Genomic DNA, 15,101 nt, shown 5'->3' with positions numbered 1-15,101 from the left:
AGATGTAATGCAAATAGCTCACCTGCTCCGCCAGCGGCAGACGGTGCAGCTTGGGGCAGGATTCGCAGAGCACCGGCGGTTGGCCTTCGACCGGCTCGTGCAGTTGGTAATGCAGGCAACAATGCCGGCGCAATGGCAAGCACGGGCAAATCTGCGGCGCCGGTGATTCGACCATGCGTTGCAGGCCTCGCAGCTTCAAGCGTCCGTTGTTCACCGTGACCTGTTCCAGCCACTGGTGCGCCTCGGCAAAACCGTCTTTGGACAGGTCAGGGTCCATCCTGGCAAAGGCACCGTCCCAGATAGCAACGAAGTTGCCCCACAATATTTTCGGGGCTAGGCCACCGGCGGTGGCCAATGTGCTGAACAGCGGCGCCAGGTGCTCGTGGATCAACCGCGACCAGTACACCGCACGGCCGTCCGCGTCCAAGGCTGACAGTCCGGCGGCCAGGCCCAGCGCCGCAGGTTGGCCGTCGTCGTGCAACAGCAATGCGTCCTCGCCCCAGAACTCGATCGCGCAGCGACGCGTCAGCACACAGGCCAGGGTGGCCGGCAGGACGATACTCATGTAGTTCATCGACCACTGCGAAACCACGGCGGCGCGGTTCACCCCTGGGTAACGCAAGGCAAACCGGGCCAGCAAGGGTTGCAGTACGCCAGGGTCGGCAAGCTGGCTCAACGCGATGGCAGGCTGATCACCAGGTTCCTGCCGAATGACCCGCTGTATCGGCGGCCAGGCCTGGTTAAGCCATTCTGGAAATTCGATAACGGGGCTCCCGTGGCTTTCCCTAATTAATGCAAACGATTAGCATTGGCTGATCCTATCCTCCCTCCCCTGCAAACTCAACGTCGTTAGCGACCAGGCTCACCAAGACCACATGCACACACTCCGCAATTTCTGGCGTCTCGCGCGGCCTTTCTGGGCATCCGAGGAAAAGTACCCGGCCCTGTTGCTGCTGTTGGCCACCGTGCTGATGACCCTGTGCCTGGTCGGGGTCAACATCCTCACCAACTTCTGGAACCTGCATTTCTATAATGCCTTGCAGGCCCTGGACTACCACGGTTTCCTGATCGGCAGCCTGCAGTTCATCCTGCTGCAGATCGGCACGGCCGCCTTCACCGTGGGCGCGTTCCACTTCCAGCAGAAGCTGACCATCCGCTGGCGGCGCTGGGCGACCCGCAACATGCTTGATCAATGGCTGGACAGCCAGCGCTACCAGAAGCTGAAGCTGACAGAAACCGAGGTCGACAACCCCGATCAGCGGATCGCCGAAGACATCGACCTGTTCATCGTCAAGTCGCTCAAATTGAGCCTGGGCCTGTTGACTTCGGTGGTGTCGCTGTTTTCCTTCCTGCATATCCTCTGGCAGGCCTCAAGCCTGGTCAGCGTGCCGTTCAACGACCAGTCCATCATCATTCCGGGACTGCTGGTGTGGATCGCCCTGGTGTATGCGCTCCTGGGCACCGGCCTGGCCTTCTGGCTGGGACGCGCGCTGCCCAGCCTGAATTTCATGCAGCAGCGACGTGAAGCGGATTTTCGTTTCTCGCTCATCCGCCTGCGGGAGAACGCTGACTCGGTAGCGCAATACCGCGGCGAAGTCGTAGAGAACGAACGCTTCAACCACCGCCTGGAGGCGGCGCTGGAGAACTTCTGGGCGCTGGTGAAAAAACAGAAGCTGATCATGGGCTACTCGACCTTCTACTTGCGCAGCGCAACGGTCATCCCGATGTTCATCATGGCGCCACAGTTCTTTGCCGGCGCCTTTCCCCTCGGCCGCCTGACACAGATAAGCGCGGCCTTCGGCGAAGTGCACGCCGCCATCGCCTACCTGGTGAGCGTGTTCCCGGAGCTGTCGGAATGGAAGTCGGTGATTGACCGCTTGATCGGCTTCCAGGAGCGCCTGGATAACGTTGAGGTCAAGTCCCAGGTCAGGCTCGAACAACAGGCCCACGGTCTCGATATCAAGGACCTGGACATCTGGCTGCCGAACGGCCGGCCGTTGTTCAAAGACTTCAATCTGTCGCTCAAGCCCGGTGACAGCCTGATGATCCGCGCGCCGTCCGGCTACGGCAAATCAACGCTGATCCGCACGATTACCGGGCTTTGGCATCACGCTCGCGGCTCAAGCTGTTACGACCGTGAGCGTGCCCTGACGCTTGCGCAGAAACCCTACCTGCCGTTGGGCAGTCTGCGTGAAGCTCTGTGGTACCCCAACCCACCCCGTCGCGAAGAAGATGCCGCGCTGCGCCAGGCCATGGAGCAAGTTGGCCTGCAGCACCTGAGCGATCTGTTGGAGCAAGAGCGGGACTGGGCGCAGACCCTCAGCGTCGGCGAACAGCAACGCTGTGCGTTCGTCAGGGCCTTGCTGGCCCGCCCGACGGTGCTGTTCCTCGACGAGAGCAGTTCGGCACTGGATTCAACCAACGAGGCGCGCTGCTATCAACTACTCAAAGAGACGCTGCCAGAAACGATCCTGATCAGCGTCGGCCACAATGCTTCGCTTGAGCGCTTCCATTGGCAGGTCCTGGAGCTGCAAAGCGAAGCACGATGGGTGCATCGGAAGGTGAAGCAACCGGTGTGAGTTCGCCGTCTCTATTTAGCATCCCAACGACGAAACAGGACGCTGGCGTTAACGCCGCCGAACCCGAATCCATTTGAGAGCGCATGGGTGATCGACATCTTCCGGGCATTCAGGGCGACCAGATCGAGCCCTTCTGCGGCTTCATCGGGATGAAGCAGGTTCAGCGTCGGCGGTACGACCTGATCACGCAGCGCGAGCACGGTGAAGATCGCTTCAATGCCCCCCGCCGCCCCCAGAAGGTGCCCGGTGGCGGACTTGGTCGAGGTGATAGCCACGCCAGAGTCAGCCCCGAACACCGAGCGAATCGCTGCCAACTCCCCGTTATCGCCCACCTGTGTGGAGGTCGCGTGGGCATTGATATGCTGCACGTCCGCAGGGCTGACCCCCGCCTGGCGCAGAGCCTGCTGCATGGCGCGCCGTGCGCCGCTGCCGTCTTCCGGGCCTGCGGTCAGGTGATAGGCATCGGCGCTGGTGCCATAGCCGACCAGTTCGGCCAGGGGCTTGGCACCACGGGCCAGGGCATGCTCCAGCGACTCGATCACCAGCAGCCCGGCCCCTTCGGCCATGACGAAACCGTCACGGTCGCGATCAAAGGGACGCGAGGCCTCCTGAGGGTGCTCGGCAAAGCCCGTGGACAGTGCGCGGGCGGCGGCAAAACAGCCCAGGGTCACACGGTCTATCGCCGCTTCAGTACCGCCACATATGGCGATATCCGCCTCACCGCTTCTGATGAGCCTGGCCGCATCTCCAATGGCTTGCACCCCGGCGGCACAAGCCGTTACAGGCGCACCGAGAGGCCCCTTGAGCGCATGCCGGATGGAAACGTGCCCGGCCGCCATGTTGGCGAGAAAGGCCGGCGCGGTGAATGGCGACAAGCGGCGCGGGCCACGCGCATCGGTGGTGCGTACAGCGTCGGCAATTGCGCCAAAGCCACCGACGCCCGATGAAATAATCGTCGCGGTGCGTTCCTGATCTGAGGCTTGTGTCGGATGCCAGCCTGCCTGCGCCAGGGCTTCATCGGCGGCGACCAGGGCGAACTCGATGAAACGGTCCATCTTCTTGCGATCCTTGACCGAGATGAAGCGCTCGGGGTCATACCCCGCAACGGCATCCTCTTGCAGAGACGGCACCTGGCCGCCCACCGCAACGCCGGTACCCTCGGTGATATCGCCAGACAGGTTACGAATACCGGAACGTCCCGCCAGCAACCTCAGCCAGACTTCTTCCACTGCACAACCCAGGGGGCTGACAATGCCCATGCCTGTGACGACGATTCGCTTTTGACCTTCGGCAGTCATCATAAAAACCTCTTCATTTCTCAGTCGACATCCACTGACAACAGCATGCGTCTGCTGACTTACGCCAGCCTCGCTGTTTCAGTTTGGACCTGTTTGTCAGGATGGATCTTGAACCAGATGGAATACATCGCCGGCAGAAACACCAGCGTCATGATGGTGCCGACGAAGGTCCCTCCGATCAGCGTGTAGGCCAGCGTCCCCCAGAAGACAGAATGCGTCAGGGGGATGAATGCCAGGATGGCCGCCAGCGCCGTCAGCAACACCGGCCGGGCCCGTTGTACGGTGGCCTCGATCACCGCGTGGAACGGGTCCAGCCCTTCTTGCGCGTTGTGGTGGATTTGCCCAATCAAAATCAGCGTATTGCGCATCAAAATGCCCGAGAGCGCGATCAGCCCGACCAGGGCGTTGATACCAAACGGCTGCTGGAAGATCAGCAAGGTCGGCACCACGCCAATCAATCCCAGCGGCGCGGTGAAGAACACCATGACCATCGCCGAGATCGAGCGTACCTGGAGGATGATGATCAGCAGCGTCAGGGCAACCATGATCGGCAGCAGCGGCACGATCGCCTGACCGGCCTTGCCCGACTCCTCGATGGCCCCCGCCTGCTCGATCCGGTACCCGTCAGGAAGGGTGTCCATGATCGGCTGCAGTTGTTTGATGATTGCGCTCGAAACGTCCGGTGGCTGCAAATTTTCGGCAATGTCGCCGCGCACGGTAATGGTCGGCGTGCGATCACGCCGCCGCAGGATCGGGTCCTCCATGCGCACATCCACCTCGCCGACCTGGGACAGCGGAATACGCTGTCCCGTCGTGCCCACCAGGGTAAAACCTTCGATCTTGGCGGGATCGAGTCGAATATCGCCCGCAGCGCGACCAACCACTTGCACCGAACGGATGTCCTCGCGAACCGCCGTAATCGGCACCCCCGTGAGCAGGAACTGCAACTGCTGGGCGACGGCATTCGAGGTCAGGCCCACCGCCTGCAAACGATCTTGATCCAGGCTGAAATGCAGCGTCGGCGTCAGTGGCCCCCAGTCGGTATTGACGGTCCGCATCATCGGGCTCGCTTGCATGACGTCCTGTACCCGACCGGCGATCTCGCGCAACGTTGACGGATCGGGGCCCATCACCCGGTAAGCCACGGGGAATGGCGAATACGGACCAAACACCAGTTGAGTCACCCGCACCCGCGCCTGCGGGGCAAGCCCTTCGGCGACCGCTTCGCGAAGACGGAACTTGAGGGTTTCACGGGCCTCCTGGCTGCTCGTCAGCACCACAATCTTGGCGAAGGACGGGTCAGGGAGTTCCGGCGCCATCGCCAGGTAGAAGCGTGGCGCACCTTGACCGATATAGGCGGTGACGATTTTCGCCTCATCCTGCTTTTGCAACCAGGCCTCGACCTTGGCCGTGGCGGCGCTGGTCTGCTCGATGGAAGTTCCATAGGGCATCTGCACCTCGACCAATACCTCGGGACGGTCGGAGGTCGGGAAGAATTGCTTCTTGACCAGGCTCATGCCGAGAATCGCCACGACAAATGTCGCGACCACGGTGCCGGCCACCCACCATTTGCGCGCGATGACGCGGGTCAGGAGCTGGCGAAAGCGATTGTAATGACGCGTGTTGTAGATAGCCGCGTGACCGCCCTCGACCGGCTTGATATCCGGCAATAGCTTCACCCCAAGATAAGGGGTAAAAGCCACCGCGACGACCCAGGAGGCGATCAGGGCGATGCCGACGATCCAGAACATGTTGCTGGTGTATTCGCCGGCGGTCGATTGCGCAAAGCCGTTGGGCATGAAGCCAATCGCCGTCACCAGCGTACCGGACAGCATCGGCGCGGCGGTGTGGCTCCAGGCATACGCGGACGCTTTGATCCGGTCGTAGCCCTCCTCCATTTTTACCACCATCATTTCGATCGCGATGATCGCGTCGTCCACCAACAGCCCAAGCGCCAGGATCAGCGAACCCAGGGTAATCCGGTCGAAGTTCTTTCCGGTGGCCGCCATCACCACAAACACTATCGCCAGCGTCAACGGTACGGCGGCTGCGACCACAACGCCAACACGCCAGCCCATGCTGAGAAAGCAAACGAGCATGACAACCAGCAGCGCGACAAAAAACTTGACCATGAACTCACCGACGGCCGAGTCGATGTTCACGGCTTGATCGGTGACCTTGGTCAGCGTCATGCCCAGTGGCATGCCTTCATTGATCTTGGTCGTCTCGGCGTCCAGTGCCTTGCCCAGGTCCAGGCCGTTCCAGCCCTCGCGCATTATGATCCCCAGCAGCAGCGCCTCTTCGCCGTTATTGCGAACCAGGAAAGTGGCCGGATCTTCATATCCGCGCTCGACTGTCGCGACGTCCGAGAGTTTCAGCGTGCGCCCCTGGATCGCAAGCGGTGTGTCGCGAATTTTCGCCAATTTATCGAAGGCACCGTCCACCCGCAGGACGACTTGCGGCCCTTTGGTTTCGATCGAGCCAGCAGGCGTGAGCAGATTCTGGCTGTTCAGCGCGGCGAAGATATCCTGGGGCGAGACGCCCAAGGTCGCCAGTCGATCATGGGAGAACGACACAAAGATTCGCTCGGGCTGCTCACCGATGATGTTGACCTTCTTCACGCCCGCCACATGCAACAGGCGCTGGCGCAACGCTTCGGCATCTCGCACCAGCAGGCGCTGCGGTTCGCCTTTGGCCTTTAGGGCGAACAGCGCGAAGGTAACGTCCGAATACTCGTCATTGACCATCGGCCCAATGACGCCCGCCGGCAGCCGAGTGGCCTCATCGTCGAGTTTCTTGCGCGCCTGATAGAACTCCTCCTGCACTTGCGAGGGTGGCGTGCGATCGACCAGCGAGACCATGGTGAAAGCCAGACCTGGACGGGTGTAGGTTTCCGTGCGGTCGTACCATTTCAGTTCTTGCAGGCGCTTTTCCAGCGGCTCGGCGACTTGGTCCTGCATCTCCTGGGCAGTCGCGCCCGGCCATGCAGTGATGACGGTCAACTGCTTGACCGTAAACGGCGGGTCCTCGGCACGCCCCAACTGGAAGAACGCCAAGGTACCCGCGACGGCAATCAGAAAGATCAGGAACACGGTAATGGAGCGCTCGCGAACGGCGAGTGCCGATAAATTGAGACTCATTGACGGCCCCCGGCAACCTTCACGTCACCCTGTGGGCTCAGTCGCACTTCCTCGCCATCGCGCAGTAGATGCGCGCCCAGCGCGACAATGCGTTCGCCAACCTTGAGCTCACCTGCAACTCGGGCAGCGTCGTCACTCAAGCCCAGGACCTGAACAGGCCGCCAGCTGACTTTCGCCGGTTCGCCGGCAATGACCCACACACCGGTTCCCTTGCCCGGGTCATAGAGGGCAGCGATCGGAACTTGCAGGACCGGCCCTTGCGCGGCGTCTTCGGCGATCCGAAGGGTGACGGTCGAACCCAGCGGCGCATTGGCCAGCCCGCCCGCCAATACATACCGCGCCTCAAAGGTGCGTGTCACAGGGTCAGCCGAATCCGACAGCAGCCTCAGCTTGGCAGTGACAGCAGCCGAGGTGTTGCCGTAAAGCGTCGCCTGAGCGGTGGACCCTGCGGCCGGACGCAAGGTTTCTGGCAATTGCACGATGGCTTCGCGCTGACCGGCCCGTGCCAGTCGAACCACCGGCTGCCCAGGGCTGACCACCTGCCCGGGTTCGGCGAGCGTCTCCATGACAACGCCATCGGCGTCTGCCAGCAGTACGGCATAGCCCGACGCATTCCGGGCCACGTCAGCCTGAGCTTGCGCGGCGCTGAGTTGTGCCTTCGCGGTATCGGCTGCGGCTTTGATCTGATCGTAGCCCGATGCGGAAATGGCGCCTGCGGCCACCAGCTCACGATAACGAGCCTCGTCATCTGCGGTCTGTTTGGCACGGGCTTTGGCGGCAGTGACCGCTTCTTGCTGCGCTCGTGCTTGCAAGCCTAAGTCGATGGGATCCAGACGCATGAGCGGCTGACCACGCTTGACGGTCTGCCCGGTATCGACCAGACGCTCAAGCACTTTGCCCGACACTCGGAAACCCAAGTCACTCTGGACGCGAGCCGCCACGACTCCGGTGAATGAACGCCAGAGGCCGGACGAATCCTGAACTTCAGAGACCCTCACCAAAGGAGCGAGCGTGCGCGGATCTTGGACGGTGGAAGAGTCGCCACACGCCGTCAGGACGAGAGGCAACAAGCAAGCGGCAAGGGTGACAGGTCGAAGCCGGCGCATAGATTCCCTACTTGAAGAATAGAAACAGGTGTCACATTCTCTGGCGTGTGACCATTACTGTCAATGGTCACAACTATTGCGACCAGAGACTAAATTACAATTTCTCAACACTTATTGCGACCATAGCCCCCAGCGAGAGCACCCACCCATGAGGAGTTCATTGACAGAAAGTGACCAATATATAATATGGTCACACATCAATCTCCACTTCAGGAATCTCCATGTCGCCACTCCACCCCGCTGCTCTGATACTGAGTGCCAGCTTGATGGCAGGCTGCGCCGTTGGTCCGGACTATCACCGTCCGGACACTGCGCTATCGGACCGTTTCCTCGGTCAGCCCTCTGTCGAACAGCGGCCCGCGACGATGCCGGCCAGTCTCGTAGCTTGGTGGGAAGGCTTTGATGACCCAGCGCTGACCGAATTCGTCGCCAAGGCACTTGAGCAGAACCTGGACCTGGCGCAGGCCTCGGCGCGCGTCGCGCAGGCGCGGGCCGGCCTGGGTGCGGCCGATGCTGCTTTGCTGCCCTCGGGCAATATCAGCGGCCAGGCCGCGCGCGCCTATCAGTCAGTCGAAACCCCACTCGGCCAGGTGCTGAATTCAACGCCTGGCTATGATCGGTATGGAAGCGCTTACGAACTCAACCTCGGGGCCAGCTGGGAGGTCGATTTGTTTGGCAGCCTGCGCCGGTCACGCGAGGCCGCCCTGGCCGAATACCAGGCGTCCGCAGCGGGCGCCACGGCCACCCGCCTGGCCGTCGCTGCGCAGACCGCCGACATCTACATCACTGTCCGCGGATTGCAGACCCGTTTGGGCATTGCGAACCAACAGGTCAAAACGCAACAGGAACTGCTGGAGAAGGTCCAACTGCTCTACAGCAAGGGCCTCGCCGCCAGCTATCAGGTTCGCCAGACCGAGGGCGCCTTGGCACAGGTCCAAGCGACAGTGCCGGTCCTGCAAATTGGCCTGGATGCTGCGATGAACGCACTGGACATCATGCTCGGCACGCCGCCCGGCACGCATCGCACACAACTGGCCAATGCGCGAAGCATTCCTCTGGCACCCCAGATAACCGCCATGGGAACGCCTGCCGATCTGCTGCGCCGCCGGCCCGATCTCATCGTGGCCGAGCGCCGTCTAGCGGCCTCCAATGCACGCATCGCAGAGGCCGTTGCTGAGTACTATCCAAAATTCTCCCTCAGCGCGCTGCTCGGTAGCGCCACCGCCGTATCCGCCGGCAACCTTTTTACCGGCGGCGCCAGCCAGTCGGCGGGTGTATTGGGACTGCGCTGGAGGCTCTTCGACTTTGGCCGTATCAACGCACAGATCGATCAAGCCAAGGGGCAGGAAGCCGAGGCCCTGGCCGCTTATCGCCAGTCCGCGCTGCGCGCCAGCGAGGATGTCGAGAACGCGTTCTCCTCGTTGGTCAATCGCGAAGCCCAGGCAACCACCCTCACCGCAGCAGAGACAGCTCTGACTCAGGCTCGTCAATCCTCGTTCATTGCCTATGAGAAAGGCACCGCCAGCCTCATCGACGTCCTGCAAGCCGACGAAACACTGCTGCGAGCTTCCGATGCCCGAGCGCAAGCGCGAACCGAATCGGCACGAGCGGCGGTCGCCGCGTTCAGGGCACTGGGTGGTGGCTGGCAGCCTGCTCACGCCGAGCCTGTGGCAAGTCGATGACGTAACCAGGTGACGTGGCACCACCTGCGCGCCCTCCTCCTTCAGCTAAAACCAGCAGAGAACAGCAATATGAAAACGAACGATAACTCTTGGGTGCTCATCACGGGCGCGTCGAGCGGATTTGGCGAGGAGTTTGCCCGGCAGTACGCAGCACAAGGGAAATCGCTGGTCCTGGTAGCACGCCGATTGGATAAACTTCAGGCGCTGTCGGCGCAGTTGCGCGAACGCTTCGGCGTTGAGGTGCTCGTCGAGCAAGTCGACCTGTCCTCGATTCCGGCGATCATCGAACTGTATCAGCGACTGAGCGAGCGCGGTGTCGTGATCGATGTGCTCATCAACAATGCCGGTCATGGCTTGCAAGGGCCCTTTCTGGATCAATCCGTAGAACAATCCCTGGCCATGATCGATTTGGACATCGCCAGCCTGACAGCCCTGACGCGCCTCTTCGCGACTGACATGCGGGCCCGAAAACGCGGACATATCCTGATGGTTGCCAGCCTGCTGGCCTTCCAGGGCGTGAAGAATTTCGCCGTTTACTCTGCCGCAAAGGCCTATGTGCTTCGCTTCTCTGACGCGCTTCATCGTGAACTCAAAACCGACGGCGTCGTCGTGACCGCACTTTGCCCCGGGATGTCGGACACCGGATTTGCACAAAGCGCCAGGCAAAAGCTCACACCGGCCCTGAAAATGGTGATGATGCAGCCCCAGCCCGTTGTCGCTGCGGGAATCCGTGCGCTGCAAGCCGGACGCATGAGTGTCGTGCCAGGCTTTGGCAACAAAGCGATTACGGTCTTGACCTGGGCCACGCCTCGCCGGTTTCACCAAGGCATCATGGCGCACGTCATGGGCGTCTGAGTGGGCGATGTGGAGGCCTTCCCGAAGGGAAAGGAATGCCTACAAAAAGGCCGGAAGCAACCTGTGCTCCCGGCCTTTTCGCTATCGTAAAGCGGCAATCAATCAGAAGCGATAGCTGACAGAAGCACCGAGGCCGCTGGCACTGTTCTTATACGTGGAGCTGTAGGCGCCCCGGGTCGCTGAGGTGTGATTGACCTGCACGCTCTCTTCCCACAGATAAGAATAGGCAACGTCGATCGTGACATCGTCCACCGGCGTCCAGCCTGCACCGAAGCTGATCACCGTCCGGTCGCCCGTAGGAATACGTGGCCCGCGGTCGGTGTTGTTGGCGGGCGACTGGTCGACCGACAAGCCTGCGCGAAGCACCCACTGGTTGTTCAACCGGTACGCCGTACCGATGGCGTGGGCCCACGTGTCATGCCAGTTCTGCTCTTCGGCAACGGTGCCCAGCGAGCCACTGAGCAAAGGAGGCAAACCCGAGTTCTGGATGACCAGTTCCTTGAAGCGACTCCAGCGTGTCCAGGTGGTCCCTGCATAAAGCGTCCAGTCATCGTTGAGCTGATGAGTCACCGAGAAGTCCACCGACTCCGGTGTATCCACATCCAGCGAAGCGTCATAGCTCTGGCCGCTGACGCCCAGCAAGCTGAAGACTCCACCAGTAACCTTAGTCTTGGCGTCCAAGTGATAACTGACTTTGGAGTGGTACGTCAGACCTAAGCGGGTTCGGTCAGTAGCCTGCACCAGGATCCCCGCGTTGAAACCCAGGGCCGTGTCGTCGCCGGTGCTTTTGAGTTTTCCATCATTGCGCCCAGGGCTGAGAGGGTTGGGCACCATCCCGGACAACTCACCGCTGATACGGTTGATGGTAGGACCGAACCCGATCGACACTTTGTCGTTAAAGGCATAGCTTACAGTGGGCTGGAACGTAAGGGTCGTGACCTCGCTTTTGTTGGCGTAATAACGCCCGGCGAAACCGCTGCCATAGTCGGTAATCAGGCCGAAAGGAACATAAAAACCAACACCGAACGCCCAGTGCTCATCAATGGGTTTGACGTAGTAACCCATCGGCACCGTGGTCGCTGGCACCATATCGCCGTCCTGCTGGCCACCGAAGGTGCTGCGAGTCTGGCTGATGTCGGACTTGGCGAAAAGCGTCGCCGCCCCCAGACTGACCTGCTCCCTCTTCAAGCGAGACATGCCCGCCGGATTGCCAAAAACGGTGCTCGCATCTTCAGCAGAAGACGAGCGACCGGCAAACCCGGATCCCATCCCACTGATGCTTTGCTCATTGAGCGCGAAACCGCTCGCCAGCACATGAGAAGTGGCGAGCGCAACAGCGAGACCTAGCGGGGTCTTGAGCCATATTTTTTTCATTATTAGAACTCTTACAGCAGTAGCTGAGGTGAATGAAGCGGGTGGTTGTGTTATGTGAAAATTGCCACGGTCTGACGCGCCCAAAGCACTCGTCGACCGCTTTCGTCCCAGATTTCCATATCTTGCAATGAGTAACCTTCCAGAGCCTGCTGGCTGAAAGAACTGATGAGAAACCATTCACCAGCAACGGCCGGCTGCGGTAGATCAATCATCCAGGACGCAGAGCTGATGGCGGCGGGCTCGGTGAAGCAGGTCATGGCGGCCGGCGGCAAACTGTCAGCGAGCGCAACCAAGGCGACGGCCGGGTCCACCCCCTGTGCATCCAGGTGGCGCACCCACATCAACAGTTCGGGATTTTCTGCGCCAGATACTGGCAATGAACCGCCCGCCGCGCGCATCTCGAAGTTATGGGCGCAAGCCGGTGCGACGTTGCTATCCAGAACCAGCGTGGGGTATTTGGATGGCCCCTCTACAAGCGGTCTTCCCCAGGAGCTGTGGGTGATTTTGCTTTCGCGCGGCTGAGCGAATAACAGCGTGGTGCGCAGTGCCAGGTCATCGCCCGACATACAGTCGACCGCTACCGAGGTGACTGACCGCCCTTGACGCAACACGCTGGTTTCGAATGTCTGGGCCTGTGTGACAGGACCAATGAACGACACCTGGGCTGACCTGAACGGCGGGAAATCTGTCGGACACTCACGCAAAACCGCTTGCAGCGACAGCGCCGCAGACAGGCCCCCAAAGACAGTGCGCCCCTGTAGCCAGTTGGGTGGTGCAATAAAAGGTGAGTCTGGATCGAATTGCTGCAGCATCTGGGCAAAGCTGGTCATATCAACGCTCCCCTGAACTGACCGGTCGTGATCCCCACCAAGCAGCACGCAGGCGTTGCCCTCTCCCAATCGAAACGGGTGGATGGAATCGGTGAAGACCTAAGCTGAAGGCGGCGCTGGATCATGGCGATCTCTTGAGAACAGATGCGCCATACTTATTCATGTGACCATTTGTGTCAACAGTCACAATTCAGACAAATAGATGCCTTCACTCAGAAGGTAAAATCGCAGGGACCACGCGGGAATAGGTTGCAACGGCAATGCAACCCTCAGCCGAAGCTCAGGGCATGAGGCTACGCAGGATGAGATTGGAGGTGAGCGTCGGGGCATCCTCGATGCGATCGAGGTTGTACTGCAATAGCAAAGGATTGACGAAAGGCTGGAGCGCCAGATGTATCGCGTCTACCGTCTCGTCCAGTGGCGTCCTGCGCTCGAACTCACCGAGCTCTCGCCCCTCTCGTACGATCTGCAGAACAAAGTCTTTGATCCGGGCATTATAAACCTGCGAGCTTGGCCAACGCTCCGAGGCCGAGAACGCGGCGATGTCGTAAAGCTTGCGGTCGTTGAAGAACAGGTCCGCGCCCGTGACCATCAGTGTTTTGACCATGCGTCTAAAGCGCTCCGTAGGTGAGAGGCCTTCCACGTTGATGGCCTGCTCCACGGCGGCAACGATTTGCGCCAGACAATTTTTGCAAATGGCTTCGCCGATTGCCTGCTTGGAATCAAAGAACTTGTAGATGTAAGCCTTGGAAAACCCGATGGCCTTGGCCAGGTCGGACACCGTGGTCTTGCCGTAACCGTATTGACTGAAATGCTCATTGGCCGCCGCGACAATCTGGTCTCGGATGTCATGGTCGACTGGGCCACGGACGCTGGGGGATATTGGCTGGTTCATGCGGTCAGCTTACTCACCTCAAAGGCGGTTGACAACTTGTGACCACATTGTAATTAAGTCACATATCTGGCGATTTGGCTGGATAGCCGTTTGCATGTCAGGAGCTGCCATCGGCGCAACTGCCCTGCTGTACTGGGTCTATCTGGGACTCGCTTCCAAATGATTTCCTGACATCTGGTGCTCATCACTGCGTCTGCGGACCATCGAGCGGAACATCAAGGATGAAGGTTGCGCCCTGTCCAGCCCCGTCGCTGTGCACGGTCAAGCTGCCCCCCATTTCCTGCGCGGCCAGCGCGCAGCTGTGCAGGCCGAAACCGTGACCGTCTTTGCGAGTAGTGAAGCCATGGGAAAAGAGCCGCGCCAGATGCTCTGGTGCAATCCCATTGCCGTTGTCGGTCACGGTGATACGCAATGCTGGCCCGTCAGCCAGCAAGGCGCTGAACGTGATGCACGGGCTGCGATCGATCACGCCGTTCATTGCTTGTTTGGCATTGCGGATCAGGTTCACCAGAATCAGCAGCATCCGGTGCCGGTCCAGCGGCAGCAAGGGCAAGTCGGCAATGTCCTTGACCACCGTCACCTCCTGGCGCGCCAGTGATCCAGCACTCATGCGCAAGGCATCATCGATCAACTCCGGGACCGGTACTGTCTCGACGATACTGACAGCAACGGCATAGGACTGCTGGGCAGCGACAATGGTTTTGATGTGGTCAATGCCCTTGGTGAGTTGTCCGAGCTCTTCGATGATGCCCTGTTGCTCTATCGCCACCACCTCCGCCAGCTTGAGCAGGTAGCCGGGCAACATCTTTCCTTTGTGGTCTGTGGTGAGAAAATCGCTCAAGTCATGGACGTGTTCGTTCATCATCTGAGCCACCTTGCCCAGCCCCTGGGCTTTGGAGGTGCGCATCAGGCTGCTGACCAGTTCTGCCGATACGTTCACGCTGTTGAGGACGTTGCCGACGTTGTGCAGCACAGTCGTAGCGATTTCGGCCATGCCCGCCTGACGGGATTTTGCATGCAGTTCGGTTTGCACGTGACTCATGCGGAGCGCCGCGCGCACGCGAGCCATGAGCTCCAGCGGCGAGAAGGGTTTGGCGATATAGTCATCGGCGCCACTCTCCAGCCCGGAGACGCAGGCCTCGCTACCGCCACGGGCGGTCACCAGGATCACCGGTAAATGGGCAAAGCCGGCGCTGGCTTTGATTCTGGCTGTCAGGCCAAATCCATCGAGTTTCGGCATCATTACATCCGAAACGACCACATCGATGGGTCGACGCTGCAGGAGTGCCCAGGCCTGCTCGCCATCAACTGCGGTGGCGACGATGTAATCGTTTTGCAAAAG

At 60.4% G+C, this 15,101-nt stretch carries 11 protein-coding genes and 1 pseudogene; 3 read left to right on the top strand and 9 right to left on the bottom strand.

Annotated features, from left to right (window positions below; genetic code table 11):
- A partial coding sequence (fhuF, locus tag GSM73_RS26070; RefSeq protein ID WP_160894375.1) for a siderophore-iron reductase FhuF occupies nt 1-676 on the bottom strand: 676 nt, incomplete at its 3' end.
- A gap of 199 nt (nt 677-875) precedes the next feature.
- Here fhuF and GSM73_RS26065 point away from each other — a divergent pair.
- A complete protein-coding gene (locus GSM73_RS26065) occupies nt 876-2,579 on the top strand; it encodes an ABC transporter ATP-binding protein/permease (RefSeq protein ID WP_107322730.1) in 1,704 nt (567 codons plus the stop codon).
- Nucleotides 2,580-2,590: 11 nt separating this feature from the next.
- Here GSM73_RS26065 and fabF read toward each other — a convergent pair whose 3' ends face one another.
- From fabF to GSM73_RS26050, 3 genes are read right to left on the bottom strand one after another with little or no spacing between them, the layout of a single operon-like run.
- The gene (gene fabF, locus GSM73_RS26060) at nt 2,591-3,880 is read right to left on the bottom strand and encodes a beta-ketoacyl-ACP synthase II (RefSeq protein ID WP_107322729.1); all 1,290 of its coding nucleotides are present in this window, start codon (nt 3,878-3,880) and stop codon (nt 2,591-2,593) included.
- 56 nt (nt 3,881-3,936) lie between these two features.
- Nucleotides 3,937-7,017: an efflux RND transporter permease subunit gene (locus GSM73_RS26055; RefSeq protein WP_160894305.1), complete on the bottom strand. Its 3,081-nt coding sequence runs from the start codon at nt 7,015-7,017 to the stop codon at nt 3,937-3,939.
- The gene (locus GSM73_RS26050; protein ID WP_076384118.1) at nt 7,014-8,123 is read right to left on the bottom strand and encodes an efflux RND transporter periplasmic adaptor subunit; all 1,110 of its coding nucleotides are present in this window, start codon (nt 8,121-8,123) and stop codon (nt 7,014-7,016) included. The genes GSM73_RS26055 and GSM73_RS26050 overlap by 4 nt, the downstream gene beginning before the upstream one ends.
- Before the next feature lie 221 nt (nt 8,124-8,344).
- Here GSM73_RS26050 and GSM73_RS26045 point away from each other — a divergent pair, with 221 nt between their 5' ends.
- Together GSM73_RS26045 and GSM73_RS26040 are read left to right on the top strand one after the other, a co-directional pair.
- Nucleotides 8,345-9,805, top strand: coding sequence for an efflux transporter outer membrane subunit (locus GSM73_RS26045; RefSeq protein ID WP_076384116.1), 1,461 nt, complete (start codon nt 8,345-8,347; stop codon nt 9,803-9,805).
- Between the two features lie 69 nt (nt 9,806-9,874).
- Nucleotides 9,875-10,660 (top strand): SDR family oxidoreductase, encoded by a 786-nt coding sequence (locus GSM73_RS26040; RefSeq protein WP_047230133.1) that lies wholly within the window; start codon nt 9,875-9,877, stop codon nt 10,658-10,660.
- Between the two features lie 102 nt (nt 10,661-10,762).
- Here GSM73_RS26040 and GSM73_RS26035 read toward each other — a convergent pair whose 3' ends face one another.
- From GSM73_RS26035 to GSM73_RS28350, 5 genes and pseudogenes are all read right to left on the bottom strand, one after another.
- The gene (locus GSM73_RS26035) at nt 10,763-12,034 is read right to left on the bottom strand and encodes an OmpP1/FadL family transporter (protein WP_076384114.1); all 1,272 of its coding nucleotides are present in this window, start codon (nt 12,032-12,034) and stop codon (nt 10,763-10,765) included.
- A 50-nt stretch (nt 12,035-12,084) separates the two neighbouring features.
- Complete coding sequence (locus tag GSM73_RS26030) at nt 12,085-12,864, bottom strand: thioesterase family protein (RefSeq protein WP_160894303.1); 780 nt, start codon at nt 12,862-12,864, stop codon at nt 12,085-12,087.
- 280 nt (nt 12,865-13,144) lie between these two features.
- Entirely contained in the window at nt 13,145-13,759 is a 615-nt protein-coding gene (locus tag GSM73_RS26025) for a TetR/AcrR family transcriptional regulator (protein WP_047230136.1), read from the bottom strand.
- A gap of 184 nt (nt 13,760-13,943) precedes the next feature.
- Nucleotides 13,944-14,753, bottom strand: a complete 810-nt coding sequence (locus GSM73_RS28010; protein WP_372241419.1) for a sensor histidine kinase — start codon at nt 14,751-14,753, stop codon at nt 13,944-13,946.
- A 48-nt stretch (nt 14,754-14,801) separates the two neighbouring features.
- Nucleotides 14,802-15,098: pseudogene (locus GSM73_RS28350) on the bottom strand (response regulator transcription factor); the annotation flags it as partial.
- Between the last annotated feature and the right edge of the window lie 3 nt (nt 15,099-15,101).

It is taken from the genome of Pseudomonas sp. PICF6 (assembly GCF_009831705.1).
GTDB classification, from domain to species: Bacteria; Pseudomonadota; Gammaproteobacteria; order Pseudomonadales; family Pseudomonadaceae; genus Aquipseudomonas; species Aquipseudomonas rhizophila.
The sequence above is the reverse complement of the archived record's forward strand: the minus strand, read 5'-3'. Positions and strand labels throughout refer to the sequence as shown.

What these genes read in the sequence shown, in the direction of transcription:
- GSM73_RS26065 (WP_107322730.1), top strand. Translation starts at nt 876, where the DNA reads ATGCACACACTCCGCAATTTCTGGCGTCTCGCGCGGCCTTTCTGGGCA.
- fabF (WP_107322729.1), bottom strand. Translation starts at nt 3,880, where the DNA reads ATGATGACTGCCGAAGGTCAAAAGCGAATCGTCGTCACAGGCATGGGC.
- GSM73_RS26055 (WP_160894305.1), bottom strand. Translation starts at nt 7,017, where the DNA reads ATGAGTCTCAATTTATCGGCACTCGCCGTTCGCGAGCGCTCCATTACC.
- GSM73_RS26050 (WP_076384118.1), bottom strand. Translation starts at nt 8,123, where the DNA reads ATGCGCCGGCTTCGACCTGTCACCCTTGCCGCTTGCTTGTTGCCTCTC.
- GSM73_RS26045 (WP_076384116.1), top strand. Translation starts at nt 8,345, where the DNA reads ATGTCGCCACTCCACCCCGCTGCTCTGATACTGAGTGCCAGCTTGATG.
- GSM73_RS26040 (WP_047230133.1), top strand. Translation starts at nt 9,875, where the DNA reads ATGAAAACGAACGATAACTCTTGGGTGCTCATCACGGGCGCGTCGAGC.
- GSM73_RS26035 (WP_076384114.1), bottom strand. Translation starts at nt 12,034, where the DNA reads ATGAAAAAAATATGGCTCAAGACCCCGCTAGGTCTCGCTGTTGCGCTC.
- GSM73_RS26030 (WP_160894303.1), bottom strand. Translation starts at nt 12,864, where the DNA reads ATGACCAGCTTTGCCCAGATGCTGCAGCAATTCGATCCAGACTCACCT.
- GSM73_RS26025 (WP_047230136.1), bottom strand. Translation starts at nt 13,759, where the DNA reads ATGAACCAGCCAATATCCCCCAGCGTCCGTGGCCCAGTCGACCATGAC.
- GSM73_RS28010 (WP_372241419.1), bottom strand. Translation starts at nt 14,753, where the DNA reads ATGGCCGAAATCGCTACGACTGTGCTGCACAACGTCGGCAACGTCCTC.